Origin of the sequence: Actinokineospora guangxiensis (assembly GCF_042657845.1) — a bacterium.
Lineage (GTDB): Bacteria > Actinomycetota > Actinomycetes > Mycobacteriales > Pseudonocardiaceae > Actinokineospora > Actinokineospora guangxiensis.
This window is the reverse complement of sequence record NZ_JBHSKF010000009.1, coordinates 178,786-191,351: the sequence shown is the minus strand read 5'-3', so window position 1 is coordinate 191,351 and position 12,566 is coordinate 178,786. Positions and strand designations below refer to the sequence as shown.

At 73.6% G+C, this 12,566-nt stretch carries 12 protein-coding genes and 2 tRNA genes; 10 read left to right on the top strand and 4 right to left on the bottom strand.

All coding sequences use genetic code 11. The annotated features are described in order from the left end of the window. Positions 1 to 54: 54 nt before the first annotated feature. Positions 55 to 1,602, bottom strand: a complete 1,548-nt coding sequence (locus tag ACFPM7_RS18435; protein WP_378248876.1) for a helicase HerA-like domain-containing protein — start codon at positions 1,600 to 1,602, stop codon at positions 55 to 57. 138 nt (positions 1,603 to 1,740) lie between these two features. Here ACFPM7_RS18435 and orn point away from each other — a divergent pair, with 138 nt between their 5' ends. From orn to ACFPM7_RS18415, 4 genes are all read left to right on the top strand, one after another. Beyond that, positions 1,741 to 2,349, top strand: coding sequence for an oligoribonuclease (orn, locus tag ACFPM7_RS18430; protein WP_378248875.1), 609 nt, complete (start codon positions 1,741 to 1,743; stop codon positions 2,347 to 2,349). A 52-nt stretch (positions 2,350 to 2,401) separates the two neighbouring features. After that, positions 2,402 to 2,477 (top strand) — tRNA-His (locus tag ACFPM7_RS18425). Positions 2,478 to 2,585: 108 nt separating this feature from the next. Next, positions 2,586 to 3,167 (top strand): type IV toxin-antitoxin system AbiEi family antitoxin domain-containing protein, encoded by a 582-nt coding sequence (locus ACFPM7_RS18420; protein ID WP_378248874.1) that lies wholly within the window; start codon positions 2,586 to 2,588, stop codon positions 3,165 to 3,167. A 361-nt stretch (positions 3,168 to 3,528) separates the two neighbouring features. Further along, positions 3,529 to 4,308 (top strand): S1 family peptidase, encoded by a 780-nt coding sequence (locus ACFPM7_RS18415; protein WP_378248873.1) that lies wholly within the window; start codon positions 3,529 to 3,531, stop codon positions 4,306 to 4,308. Between the two features lie 71 nt (positions 4,309 to 4,379). On the opposite strand, the gene ACFPM7_RS18410 is transcribed toward ACFPM7_RS18415, so the two are convergent. Continuing rightward, the gene (locus ACFPM7_RS18410) at positions 4,380 to 5,564 is read right to left on the bottom strand and encodes a L,D-transpeptidase (RefSeq protein ID WP_378248872.1); all 1,185 of its coding nucleotides are present in this window, start codon (positions 5,562 to 5,564) and stop codon (positions 4,380 to 4,382) included. A 146-nt stretch (positions 5,565 to 5,710) separates the two neighbouring features. Between ACFPM7_RS18410 and ACFPM7_RS18405 the strand changes: the two genes are divergently transcribed. Then, positions 5,711 to 5,783 (top strand) — tRNA-Lys (locus ACFPM7_RS18405). A 48-nt stretch (positions 5,784 to 5,831) separates the two neighbouring features. On the opposite strand, the gene ACFPM7_RS18400 is transcribed toward ACFPM7_RS18405, so the two are convergent. Next, complete coding sequence (locus ACFPM7_RS18400; RefSeq protein WP_378248871.1) at positions 5,832 to 6,359, bottom strand: SRPBCC domain-containing protein; 528 nt, start codon at positions 6,357 to 6,359, stop codon at positions 5,832 to 5,834. Then, positions 6,352 to 6,708: an ArsR/SmtB family transcription factor gene (locus ACFPM7_RS18395; RefSeq protein WP_378248870.1), complete on the bottom strand. Its 357-nt coding sequence runs from the start codon at positions 6,706 to 6,708 to the stop codon at positions 6,352 to 6,354. Before ACFPM7_RS18395 ends, ACFPM7_RS18400 begins: the two co-directional genes overlap by 8 nt. A 91-nt stretch (positions 6,709 to 6,799) precedes the next feature. On the opposite strand from ACFPM7_RS18395, the gene ACFPM7_RS18390 reads away from it, so the two are divergent. The 5 genes from ACFPM7_RS18390 to ACFPM7_RS18370 all read left to right on the top strand — a co-directional run bounded on the left by ACFPM7_RS18390 (position 6,800) and on the right by ACFPM7_RS18370 (position 12,566). Next, positions 6,800 to 8,647: a DUF2339 domain-containing protein gene (locus tag ACFPM7_RS18390; protein ID WP_378248869.1), complete on the top strand. Its 1,848-nt coding sequence runs from the start codon at positions 6,800 to 6,802 to the stop codon at positions 8,645 to 8,647. Between the two features lie 59 nt (positions 8,648 to 8,706). Further along, positions 8,707 to 9,627 (top strand): hypothetical protein, encoded by a 921-nt coding sequence (locus ACFPM7_RS18385; RefSeq protein ID WP_378248868.1) that lies wholly within the window; start codon positions 8,707 to 8,709, stop codon positions 9,625 to 9,627. Continuing rightward, complete coding sequence (locus ACFPM7_RS18380; protein WP_378248867.1) at positions 9,624 to 10,511, top strand: hypothetical protein; 888 nt, start codon at positions 9,624 to 9,626, stop codon at positions 10,509 to 10,511. The genes ACFPM7_RS18385 and ACFPM7_RS18380 overlap by 4 nt, the downstream gene beginning before the upstream one ends. 129 nt (positions 10,512 to 10,640) lie before the next feature. Next, positions 10,641 to 11,570 carry a hypothetical protein gene (locus tag ACFPM7_RS18375; protein WP_378248866.1) on the top strand — a complete coding sequence of 310 codons (930 nt, stop codon included), beginning with the start codon at positions 10,641 to 10,643 and terminating at the stop codon, positions 11,568 to 11,570. A gap of 9 nt (positions 11,571 to 11,579) precedes the next feature. Beyond that, a complete protein-coding gene (locus tag ACFPM7_RS18370) occupies positions 11,580 to 12,566 on the top strand; it encodes a hypothetical protein (RefSeq protein WP_378248865.1) in 987 nt (328 codons plus the stop codon).

Genomic DNA, 12,566 nt, shown 5'->3' with positions numbered 1-12,566 from the left:
CCGCAAGAGTGATCGATCGCGGGCCGACCCGCCACACCTGCTACGCCGAGTGGACTACCTGCGCCTGCGCGTGCCGAAGACGCCGCGGCTGATCTCGCGGCCGAGCGTGCCCGCCGCCGAGCGCAGGAACTGCTTGACGGCGCTGTTGCCCATCACCTTCTCGAAGAAGCCGGGCTCGTCCTTCTCCTCCGTGGGAGGAGGCGGCGGAGGCTGCGAGGGCGGCGAGGACGGCGAGGACGGCTCTGCCTGGGCGGGCGGGGGCGGGGCGACCTTGGCGGCCATGCGCTCGTAGGCGGACTCGCGGTCGACGGTCTCGGCGTACTTGCCGTGCAGGGCGGACGAGGCGGCGGACTGGCGGATCGCGTCAGCGCCGATGGTGTCCATCAGGGAGCGCGGCGCGCGCAGCCTGGTCCAGGCGACCGGGGTCGGGGCGCCCTTCTCCGAGAGCACCGTGACGATCGCCTCACCGGTGCCCAGCGAGGTGAGCGCTTGATCCAGTTCGTAGTGCTTGGTCGTGGGGTAGGTCTTGACCGTCCTGGCCAGGGCCTTCTGGTCGTCGGGGGTGAAGGCGCGCAGGGCGTGCTGCACCCGGGCGCCGAGCTGGGAGAGCACGGCGTTGGGGACGTCGGTGGGCAGCTGGGTGCAGAAGAACACCCCGACGCCCTTGGACCGGATCAGCTTCACGGTCTGCTCGATGCGCTCCAGGAACGCCTTGGACGCGTCGGCGAAGAGCAGGTGGGCCTCGTCGAAGAAGAACACCAGCTTGGGCTTGTCGAGGTCGCCCTCCTCGGGCAGCTCCTCGAAAAGCTCGGCCAGCAGCCACATCAGGAACGTGGAGAACAGCGCCGGGTCGGCCTGGACGTTGCCCAGCTCCAGCAGGCTCACCACGCCCCGGCCGCCGTCGAGGCGCATCAGGTCGGCGATGTCGAGCTCGGGCTCGCCGAAGAACTCCTCGCCGCCGCGGGACTCCAGGTTGGCCAGCGCGCGCAGGATGACCCCGGCGGTCGCGCTGGACACCCCGCCGATGCCCTTGAGGTCGGCCTTGCCCTCGTCGCTGGTCAGGTGAGTGATGACGGCGCGCAGGTCCTTGGTGTCCAGCAGCGGCAGCCCCTGCTTGTCGGCCCAGTGGAAGATCAGGCCGAGGGTCGACTCCTGGGTGTCGTTGAGACCGAGCACCTTGGACAGCAGCAGCGGCCCGAACCCGGTGACCGTGGCCCGGACCGGCACGCCGACGCCGCCGGTGCCGAGGGAGAGGAACTGCACGGGGAAGGCCGTCGGCGCCCAGTCGTCGCCGGTGTCGGCGGCGCGGGCGGTGATCCTGTCGTTGGCCGTGCCCGCCTGGGCGAGGCCGGACAGGTCGCCCTTCATGTCGGCCATCACCACGGGCACGCCGTGCGCGCTGAGCTGCTCGGCCAGGCCCTGCAGCGTCTTGGTCTTGCCGGTGCCGGTGGCCCCGGCGACGAGCCCGTGGCGGTTGACCATCGATAGCGGCACGCGGACGGCGGCGGCGGGGTCGGCCTGCCCGTCCACGACGACCGAGCCGAGTTCCAGCGCGGCCCCCTCGGTGGCGTATCCGGCGGCGATCTCCTGGGCGCTGCTCACCGTGGGGTGCCTCCTCGGGCTCGGCTGACCAGCGGGATCGTAAGTCGGGGTGAGCTGGATCGCAGCCCGAGGAAGGACACCGGCACACCGGCGCGGCAGCGGAGGGTCACCGTCGGCTGTGCGGCTAAGCTACGTCGGGTGACGGACCGCTTGGTATGGATCGACTGCGAGATGACCGGCCTCTCCCTGGGCCACGACGCGCTCATCGAGATCGCCGCCCTGGTGACCGACTCCGAGCTGAACGTCCTCGGCGACGGCGTCGACCTGGTCATCCACGCCTCCGACGAGGCCCTCGCCGCCATGCCCGAGGTCGTCGCCGACATGCACGCCCGCTCCGGGCTCACCGAGGAGGTCCGCGCCTCCACGCTGACGGTGGCCGACGCCGAGCAGAAGGTCCTGGAGTACGTCCGCCAGTACGTCCCCGACGTCCGCTCGGCCCCGCTGTGCGGCAACTCCATCGCCACCGACCGCGGCTTCATCGCCCGCGACATGCAGGCCCTCGACGCCCATCTGCACTACCGCATGGTCGACGTGTCCTCGATCAAGGAACTGGCCCGCCGCTGGTACCCGAGGGTCTACTACGCCCAGCCCGACAAGGGCCTCGCCCACCGCGCCCTCGCCGACATCCAGGAGTCGATCCGCGAACTGCGCTACTACCGCGGCACCGTCTTCGTCCCCCAGCCCGGCCCGACGACCGAAGAGGCCAAGTCGGTCGCCGACTCGCTGCGGGTGAACCCCCCGGCGTAAGGCGGTATCCAGACCCGGTACCATGGTTACCGCACGGTCAGCCGTGCGCATGGTGGGTGTAGCTCAGACGGTAGAGCACCTGGTTGTGGTCCAGGATGTCGCGGGTTCAAGTCCCGTCACTCACCCCAGTCGAGCGGCCTCCGGTTCCCCGGGGGCCGTTTCGCTTTCCCGGGTCGCTCTCTCCGCAGTGGATAGAAACGTCCCCACTGGGCCCTTCCATGGCAACATTCTTATCCATGAGCAGGCCGCTGCCCCCCACCTTCACCACGGCCGCCGCGCGCGAGCGTGGCCTGCACCCGCGCGAGCTGTACCGGATGCGGGACGACGGCGAGGTGGTCGAGCTGTCCAGAGGGGTGTTCCGCCGAGCGGACGCGCCCACCCCGACCTGGCCGGACCTGCTGGCCGTCGCCCACCGGACGCCCGCGGCCGCGGTGTGCTGCGTGTCAGCGCTGCAAGTGCACGACCTGACCGACGAGATCCCCGCAGAGGTGCAGATCGCCGTGCCGCGCGGGCACCGGCCGCCACGGATCGACTACCCGCCCACCGAGGTCTTCCGCTTCGCCACCGCCACCTTCGACCTCGGCGCGTCCACCGTGGAAGCCGCCCCCGGCGAGCCGGTCAGGGTCTACGGACCGGAGCGCACCGTCGTCGACATGATGCGCCTGCGCCTGCGCCTCGGGGAGAACATCGCGCTCGGCGCACTCCGCCGCTACCTGCGCCGCCGCGACGCCCGCCCCGGCACCCTGCTGGACCTGGCTCGCGCCATGAACGTGCTGGGCCCGGTGCGCGCCGCCATCTCCGTGGCGTCCGCCGGATGAGCCGCCCCACCCGGGGACGCCCGACGGCCGCGCTTACCTCGACCTGCGGAACCGGGCCCGCCGCGAGAAGCGCACCACCCAAGAGCGGATGACCCTCTATGTGCTGGAGCGCCGGCCGGGCCCGGGGGCGGCACCTGGGACCCGACCGACCGAAAGTGGGCGTGATCGGCCAACTGGGAATCATCCGCTGTCTGGCGCCCGCGCCCGGGCGGACCTGCGAGCTTGGCGGTGTTCCCAGTCCGGTGAATCGTTGACTGGCAATCGGGAACACCGGTCAGCGGGTGCCGAGCGAGCGGTCGAACTCCTAACGTCCGTCGCATCGCCGGGTCGAGGGCCCCGGGGATGGAAGGAGTCCCAGGCAATGAAGATTCGCACCCTGCTGGTGGGCCTGATCGCGGCGGCGGCTGCCGTCGCGGCGCCCACCGCGGCTTCCGCCGCGCCTCCGTCGAGCGACAGCGACATGGGCACGATGATCGTCGGGGGCGGCAACGCCACCCAGACCTACAGCTTCATGGTTTCCCTGCAGTCCACCTCGGGCGGTCACTTCTGCGGCGGCTCGCTCATCAAGGCCAACTGGGTGGTGACCGCCGCCCACTGTGTGCAGGGCAGGTCCCCGTCCAGCACGCAGGCCCGCATCGGCACCACCAACCGCACCAGCGGCGGCACGGTGGCGCGGGCCTCGCGCATCATCATCCACCCGTCCTACCGCGGCCCGTACGACATCGCCCTGGTGCAGCTCAGCACCAGCGTCGGCCAGGCCCCGGTCCGCATCGCCGACACCGCGGGCCCGGTCGGCACCGCGACCCGCATCATCGGCTGGGGCCAGACCTGCCCGGTCCGCGGCGCCTGCGGCGCTCCCATCACCCTGCAGGAGCTGAACACCTCGATCGTCAGCGACAGCGGCTGCTCCGGCATCTCCGGCTCGGTCGAGATCTGCACCAGCAACCCGGGCGGCCGCGCGGGCGCCTGCTACGGCGACTCGGGTGGCCCGCAGATCAAGTCGGTCGGCGGCGCGTGGCAGCTGATCGGCGCCACCAGCCGTTCCGGCGGTGGCTCCCAGTGCGCCGTCGCCCCGTCCATCTACGGTGACGTGACGGTGTTCAAGAGCTGGATCCAGGGCTACACCGGCGCTCTGCCGTAAACCGGTAGACGCGAGCGAGGGCCCCCGGCTGTCCCGGCCGGGGGCCCTTCGCGTTCCTGCTGTTCCAGGTCCTACTTCGCGCCGCCCTTTTTCCAGGTCTCCCACGGCACCTGCCACACGCCCAGGCCGTCCCAGACCTCCAGCTTCGGGCCGCCCGAGCCGGAAACCGTGATCACGTCGCCCTTCGACGAGATCTTCTGCAGCCACCGCGCGTTCTCCGTGGACACGTTGATGCACCCGTGGCTCACGTTCCGCTTGCCCTGGTCCCCCACCGACCACGGCGCGGAGTGGTAGAAGATGCCGCTGTTGGACATCCGGGTGGCCACCTCGACGTGCGTGCGGTAGCCCTCGGCCGCGTCCGTCGGGACGCCGTAGGTCGAGGAGTCCATTGTGTAGTCGGTGTGTTCGCTCATGACCACGTAGGTGCCCACCGGGGTCTCGTAGCCGGGCTTGCCCATCGAGATCGGCATCGTCTTGGCGACCTTGCCGTTGATCGACACCGTCATCTTGTGGGTCTTGCCGTCGGCCTTCATGACCACCGCGTCGCCGATGGTGACCGTGGCCTTGCGGTCCTCGGCGCCGAAGGTGCCGTTGCCGAGGTGCTTGCCGTAGATGCGGGCGTCGATGGTGATCTTCGTGCCCGACTTCCAGTACTCCTGCGGGCGCCACATGACGGTGCTGTCGTCGAACCAGTAGTAGGCGCCCTCGGCGGCGGGCTCGGTGGTGATCTTGATGGCCTTCTCGGCCGCGGGCTTGTCGCGGATGTTGGTGCTGAAGTAGAACGCCAGCGGCTGGCCGACGCCGACCTTCTGGCCGTCGAGGGGGTTCATCGACAGGGTCGAGGTGCGGGCGGGCTGGGCGGTGGTGAAGGTGGAGGTGGACTCCTTCGGCTTGCCCTCGGCGTCCTGCGCGGTCGCGGTCGCGGTGTAGGTCTTGCCGTAGCCGAGGGGCTCCGACGACGTCCACGTGCGAGCGTCGCCGGACAGGGCGCCCTTGACGACCTTGCCCGCCTCGTTCTTCAGCACGACCTCGGTCAGCAGGCCGCCGCCCACGGCGACGGTCACCGGGGCGCCGGGTTCGACGTCCTCGGACTTGTCCGCCGGGGTCAGCTTCAGGCTGAACGGCTCCGGCGGTGTCGTCGTGGTGGTCGTCGTCACATCCCCCTGCTGCCCGGCAGGCGCCTGCGATTCCGGCGTCGACGTGCACCCCGCCAGTCCGACGAGCACGGCGGCGACCACGGCGGTACGTCCCCGCATACTCCCCCACTTTCCTCACTCTGACCTGTGCGAACAAGTGTGCCGCACAGCGGTAGGACGTATGCGCGCGCGGTCAGGTTGCCCGACCCACCCCCCGATTTCTGACCGGCCGCGTCCCTGTGCTAACTTTTCTCCCGTCAGAACGAGCGCCGCTAGCTCAACTGGCAGAGCAGCTGGCTCTTAACCAGCGGGTTCGGGGTTCGAGTCCCTGGCGGCGCACTCCCAGAAGGCCCGGTCCGATGTCCTCGGACCGGGCCTTCTGGCGTGTCAGCCCGCGGGGATCGGCGGCGGCTCGGGGACGTTGGCGCTCTTGGTGCCCGCGGGCATCGCCCACATGAAGGCGCGCATCATGGCGTACTGGAGCTTCAGGCCCGCGCCGATGTCGCCGTTCTCCAGCACGTCCTTGAGCGCGGCCAGGACACCCTTCCAGGTCGCGTCGACCTTGTGGAGCTTGGTGGCGTCCTGCGGCCAGCCGGAGTTGCGCAGTGTCACCCGGGTGCCGCCGTCGACCTCGGCCAGCTCCCAGGTGACCAGGGTCCACGGGTCGTCGCGCATGGTGAGGCGCTGGGTGTGCGACAGCAGGCGCGGCGGGTCGAGCGCGACCACGCGGCCGACGACGAAGACGCGCGTGCCGTCGGGCGAGCGGTAGTACAGCGGGGCGCCCACCTCCAGCGCGGAGTCCAGGACGGCGTCCATCATGGCGCGCTGCTTGCCGTCGAGCTTGGTCAGCTCGGCCCACACCGCGGTGATCGGGGCCGCGATGGTGACGCCGTGGAGGAGTTCCCTGTCAGCCAACGTCCTCGCCTTCCTCTCGGTCCGGCCCGGCGCGCTCGACGCTGTCCTTCAGCCCGACGAGCGCGGCGGCCCACGGCTGCTCGAACTCGGCGACCCACCGGCGGTGGATGCGCTGGATGGGCACCGGGTTGAGGTGGTTCACCCGCCGCCGCCCGCGCGGCTCCACCACGACCAGGTCGGCCGCGCGGAGCACGCCGAGGTGCTGCATCAGCACGTGCCGGTCGGCTTCCAGCTCGGCGACCAGCTCGCCGGTCGTGCGCGGCCCCGCCCGCAGCACGTCCAGCACCGCCCGGCGCACGGGGTGCGCGAGCGCCTTCCAGACCGGCTCATCATCATGTGAGATCTTCATTACGTAAGGAAGTTATCACACAAGAATCGTTATCGGGGTTTGAGTAGAGCTACGGATCTGCGCGGGGCGGCTGCCGGGTCAGGCTGGCGACATGACCGAATCCCTGCTCAGCCTCGCCCGCGAAGTCGACGACCTCGGCAGGCGGCTGACCGCCGTCAGCACCGAGCTGCGCACCCTGGGCGCCGCGCCCGCGACCGCCGAGCCTCCCGATTTAGCCGCCGGGCATCCGGCCCCCCGCCGCCAGGTTATCGAGCGGGAAGGGGCTGCGGCCGCCTCGGAATCGGGGCTGTGGACAGGTGCGGGCGGGGAGGCGTCTGCGGTGGGTGCCGCGGCAGGGGGCGGGTCGTCGGGGTTCGGGGCCGGGGGGCCTGTGCCCTATCCGAGTGTGCCGCCGGTGGCGTGGGTGCGACCGCCGTCGGGGTGGGCACCGCCGCCGCCGGTGCCGCCGGGGCCGCCGCGCAAGACGCTGGGGGAGATGCTCAGCGCGGAGGGGGCGGGCAGTCGGGTGCTGGCGTGGGTGGGTGGGGCGATCACGCTCGTCGGTGTGGTGCTGCTGCTCGTGCTCGCGATCCAGCGGGGGTGGCTCGGGCCGGTGCCCCGGGTGCTGGTCGGGGCGGCGTTCGGGGTGGGACTGGTGGGGGTCGGGGTGCGGCTGCACCGGGTGCCTGCGGCGCGGACGGGGGCGTTCGCGCTGGCGGCGACCGGGTTGGCGGTGCTCTACCTGGATGTCATCGCCGCTACCGCGCTGTATGGGTTCCTGCCGGTGCTCGGGGGGCTGGGCGCGGCGGTCGGGGTCGCGGCGGGTGGGATCTGGCTGGCGCTGCGGTGGGACTCCGAGCACCTGGCGACGGCGGTCATCGTGGCGACCGCGGTGTGCGCGCCGGTGATCACCGGGGGGCCGGACCCGACGCTGGTCGCCTTCCTGTTGGTCTGCACCATCGCCGCCTCCCCGCTGCGCTGGCCGACGACCGTGCTCATCGCGCGGGTGCCGCCCGTGCTGGCGTCCATCGGCTCCTCCGGGGTCGTGGGGCCGACGTGGCAGAACACCGCGGCCGCGCTGGCCGTCACCGCCGTCGCGGTCGTGCTCGCGCTGTGGCGGCTGCACCGGGTTCCCGGGGACGTCGCGGCGCAGGCGTCGCAGGCCGTGGCCGTCGTGCCGACGCTGCTGGCCGCGGCGGTCCTCGTCGACGCGCGCGGCGCGGTCATCGCGGCCGCGACGGGCGCCGTGCTGATCGCGGTGTGGGTGCTGCTGGGCAAGCCGGTCGCGGGGGTGGCGGGCATGGTGGCCGTGGCCCAGGCGACCGCGATGCACTTCGACGGCTCGGTGATGACGAGCGTGCTGCTGGCCGAGGGCCTGCTGCTGGCCGCCGCCGCCTGGCGGACCCGGGACCGCGTGACGCTGGCGGGCGCGACCGGCTTCGCCGTGCTCGGCGCGCTGCGGGCGCTGCCCATCGACATCCCGCCGCACCTGCTGGTCGAGCCGGGCGTGCCCAGGACCGGGGCGCTGGCGGTGGCCGCGCTGCTGCTGGCCGTCTCGGTCGCGGTGCCGTGGGCGGCGTGGCGGGCCGGGGCGATCCCGTCGCCCGCCAGGAGCATGGGGCCGTGGCTGAGCGCGGGCGCGCTCGCCCTCTACGGCGCGGCCGCGCTCGTGCTCACCGCGACGCTGCTGGCCGTGCCCGACCGGACCGGGTTCCTCGTCGGGCACGTGCTGATCACCGTGTTGTGGGCGGCGACCGCGCTCGTGCTGCTGGCCAAGGGGATCGAGACGACGCCGCTGCGGGCGGCGGGGCTCGCGCTCGTCGGCGCGGCGGTGGCGAAGCTGGTCCTGTTCGACCTGTCCGCGCTGGACGGCATCGCGCGGGTGGCGGTGTTCATCGCCGCCGGGCTGATCCTGCTCGCCGCGGGCACCCGCTACGCGCGGCTGGTCGCCTCGCGGTGACGCGGGTGCGGTGAGGGCTGCGGGCAGCCGTCCGACGATCACCTGTACCGTGCCCGGCCATGGGGTGGTTGCGCAGGAACCGGCGCGCCCCGCGGACGGTGACGCGGGGGCGCGGCTGGCCGGACGCCGTCCTCGACGCCGCCGTCGCCGAAGCCGAGGACGGCAGGCTCGGCGCGGCGCGCACGGTGCTCGCCGAGTGCCGCGACCTCCCCGAGATCCGCGCCTTCCGCGTCGGCGAGCTGGCCGCCGCGCTCGTCGGCTTCGGTGACGGGGTCGCCACTGTGGCCGGGGTCGGCGACCCGGACCTGCTGCTGCTCAGCGGCGCGGTGTTCTCCCGGGAGGCGTGGACGATCCGCGGCTCGGCCGCGGTCGTGGGCGCCACCCGCGAGAAGGTGTTCCGCGGCCACGCCGCCCTCGCCGTCGCCCCGCTGCGCGCCGCGGCCCGGCTGCTGCCGCACGACCCGGTGCCGTGGGCGGAGCTGGAGCCGGTGGCCCGCGGCCTCGGCGCCGCCCGCGCCGAGCGCGACGACGTCTGGGCCGAGGTCGCGCGCCGCTGCCCGACGCTGACCGTCGCGGTCAAGCGCAGACTCACCACGCTGACCCCGCGCTGGGGCGGCGACGAGGCCGACATGCTGGCCTTCGCCAGGGAGGCGGTCGCGGCCGCGCCGGAGGGCCACCCGGCCGCGGCGATCCTGGCCGAGGCCCAGTTCGAGCGGGCCGCGCACGCCGAGGCCCCGGTGGCCAAGTACGCCAGGCCCGCCCGCGCGGAGCTGTCGACCGCCTCGGCCAAGCTGCTGGCGGGCACCCGCCCGATGCCGCAGACCGCGTGGGCGCACAACGCCTTCGCCGCGGTGTTCGCCGCCATGGGCGACGCGCACGCCGCCCCGCACCTGCGGGCGATGAACGACCACCTCGACGTCGCGTGGGACCGCGTCGGCGGCGAACCCGCCTACCAGCGCGCCGTGGCGAAGTTCCTGTGACCGGTTGGGACGACCCGGCCCTGGCCGCCGCCACCGCGTCGCTGGACGACTCCGCCGACCTGCCCGCCGACTTCGCGGGCGCGCTCACCGCGGCCCGCACCGTGCTGGCCGAGTCCCGCGCCGAGCCGGAGGTGCGCTCGCTGCGGGTCGAGGTGCTGGCCGAGCACCTCGTCGGGCACGGCGCGCGGATCACCGGGCAGGCCATGGACGACGTGGACGCCGAGCTGTTCCTGCTGGCGGGCGCGGTCGCGGTCCGCGAGGCCAAGGTGATCGCCGAGTCGGCGGCGGGCGAAGCGCCCGGCGAGCGGGCGGCTGAGCCGACGGCCAGGATGGTGCACGCCTACCTGCGCCGCGCCGTCGGCCCGCTCACCCACGCCGCCGAGCTCATCGAGGCCGACCCCGTCCCGCACGACCTCCTGCAGTGGGTCACCGCGGTGCTGACCCCGAAGGAGCGCGACCGCGCGTGGGAACGGGCGATCCGCCGCGCCCCGCGGCTGTACTCCGCGCACCGCACCCGCCTGGACCTGCTGCCCGCCGAGCAGGCGCTGGCCTTCGCCCGCGCCACCGCCCGCGCCGCGGGCTCCGGCGACCCGAGGATCGCGCTGGTCGCCCACGCCCATTTCCGCCTGTGCGCGCGCCTGGCCGCCGATTACCGCGCCAAGGGCAAGACCGGCGACGGCGCCGAGCGGCACGCCGCCTGGGAGTACTTCGGCCGCACCGCCAGCCCGATCCGCACCGAGATCGCCGCGCTGTCCCAGCGCTTCCTCGCCGCCGCCCGCCCGCACCCGCGCACCCCGCAGGCGCACCGGCTCTTCGCCGCCGCGTTCACCGCGATGTCCTCCCCCGAGCAGGCCGAACCGCACGTGGCGGCGCTCGGCCGATAGGCGCTTCCACTCCGGACTGCCGTGGGATACGTTCTCGCCTCGGGTCAGCCGACCCGATCTGGGGCGGTGGCGTCGGGGCCACCGGGGGACGCGCGGGCAGGGCCCGGCGCGGGCAGGAGTGCGACATCCATGGGCTGGCTGCGCAGGAACCGCCGTGCGGCGCGCACGGTCACGACCGGCAGGAACTGGCCGGACGCCGTCCTCGACGCCGCCGTGGCCGAGGCGGTCGAGGGACGCCTGGACGCGGCGCGCACGGTGCTCATCGAGTGCCGGGCCGAGCCGGAGATCCGGGTCTTCCGGGTGGGGGAGCTGGCCGAGGCGCTGATCGGCCACGGCGACGACATCACCGGCCTGGCCGGGGCGAACGACCCTGATCTGCTGCTGCTGGCGGGCGCGGTGTTCGTCCAGGAGGCCTGGGCCGTGCGCGGCTCCGGGCGGGCCTCGACCGTCGGCAGGCAGCGGTTCGCGGTCTTCCACAGCCACCTCGCGCGGACGATCGGCCCGCTGCGGGCGGCCGCGGAGCTGCTGCCGGAGGACCCCGTGCCGTGGAGCGAGCTGGACCCGGTCGCCCGCGGCCTGGAGTTCGAGCGCGCCGAGAAGGACGACATCTGGGCGGAGCTGGCGCGGCGCGGACGCACGCTCACAGTGGGCGTGCAGTGCAGGCTGCAGACCCTGGCGCCCAAGTGGGACGGTGACGAGGCCGCCATGCTGGCCTTCGCCCGGGAGACCGTCGGTCTCGTCCCCGACGGGCACCCGGCCATCGCCGTCATCGCCGACGCCGTGCTCGAAGGCGCGATGCACCACGACGTCAGCCTCGCCCGGTACGCGCGCCCGCACCGGGACGAGCTGGTGGCGGCCTCGGCGAGGTTCCTCGCCGGACCCGCCGCGCTGCCGGAGACCGCGCGGGCGCACAACATCTTCGCCGTCGTGTTCTGCGCCCTGGGCCAGGCCGACCACGCCGCCGAGCACCTGCGGGCCATGGACGACCACCTGTGCTCGCCCTGGGACCACATCGGCGGCGAGCGCGCCTACCAGGCCGCCGCCGCCAAGTACCTCTGAGGACCGACGATGGACAACTCCACGGACCCGTCCTGGGACCGCGCGTGGGACGACCGCACCCTGGACGCCGCGCTCGCCGAACTCGCCGACGGCGACATCGGGCCTGCCTGCGCGGTGCTCGCCGAGGCCCGCGAGCAGCCGGAGGTCCGCTCGCTGCGCCTGGAGGTGCTGGCCGAGCGCCTGGTGGGCGCGGGCGACCGGGTGCTGGAACTGGCCATGGACGAGGTCAACCCGGAGCTGGTGCTGCTGGCCGGGGCGGTCGCGCTCCGCGAGGCGCGGGTGATCGCCGACGGGCCGCTGGACCCCAACGCGCTCAAGGTGGCCGCGGCCTACCAGCGCCGCTCGTTCGGCCTGCTCGCCCAAGCCGCGGAGGACGTCGACACCGATCCGGTGCCCCACGAGCTGGCGCTGTCGATCGTGGCGGGCCTGCGCCCCGCCGACGCCGACGCCGTGTGGGGCCGGGTCGCCAAGCGGTGCCCCACCTTCTACACCGGGCACCGCACCCGGGTGTCCACGCTCGCGCCGACCGACGCGCTGGCCTTCGCCCGCGCCACCGCCCGCGCCGCGGGCTCCGGCGACCCGAGGGCCGCCCTGGTCGTGCTGGCGCACTTCCTGGGGTGCCGGGCGAAGGCGGCGGAGTTCCTCGCCGCGGGCAAGAACGCCGACGGGGCACTGCTGAACGCCCGCTGGGAGACCTTCCGCAACCCCAGGTCCGGCGTCCCCGGCGAGATCGCCGAGCTGTCGCAGCGCTACCTCGCCGCGGCCCGCCCGCACCCGAGGGCGATCGAGGCGCACAACCTGTTCGCCGCGGCGTTCTCGGCGATGGGCAGCCCGGAGCTGTCCGAGCCGCACCTGCGGCTGGTCGTGGGCAAGCCCTCGGCGTGGGCGTGGCGCTGGGCGGGCGGCGAGGAGGGCTACAACTCCGCCCAGCAGGCCCTGCGCGGGATCAAGCACCCGGACCTGGCGCCCGAGGTGCGCAACCACCCCTTGTTCTGA

Excerpts from the sequence above, each read along its gene's own strand:
- ACFPM7_RS18390 (WP_378248869.1), top strand. The coding sequence starts at position 6,800 with ATGACCGAATCCCTGCTCAGCCTCGCCCGCGAAGTCGACGACCTCGGC.
- ACFPM7_RS18395 (WP_378248870.1), bottom strand. The coding sequence starts at position 6,708 with ATGAAGATCTCACATGATGATGAGCCGGTCTGGAAGGCGCTCGCGCAC.
- ACFPM7_RS18420 (WP_378248874.1), top strand. The coding sequence starts at position 2,586 with ATGAGCAGGCCGCTGCCCCCCACCTTCACCACGGCCGCCGCGCGCGAG.
- ACFPM7_RS18415 (WP_378248873.1), top strand. The coding sequence starts at position 3,529 with ATGAAGATTCGCACCCTGCTGGTGGGCCTGATCGCGGCGGCGGCTGCC.
- ACFPM7_RS18375 (WP_378248866.1), top strand. The coding sequence starts at position 10,641 with ATGGGCTGGCTGCGCAGGAACCGCCGTGCGGCGCGCACGGTCACGACC.
- ACFPM7_RS18370 (WP_378248865.1), top strand. The coding sequence starts at position 11,580 with ATGGACAACTCCACGGACCCGTCCTGGGACCGCGCGTGGGACGACCGC.
- ACFPM7_RS18410 (WP_378248872.1), bottom strand. The coding sequence starts at position 5,564 with ATGCGGGGACGTACCGCCGTGGTCGCCGCCGTGCTCGTCGGACTGGCG.
- ACFPM7_RS18385 (WP_378248868.1), top strand. The coding sequence starts at position 8,707 with ATGGGGTGGTTGCGCAGGAACCGGCGCGCCCCGCGGACGGTGACGCGG.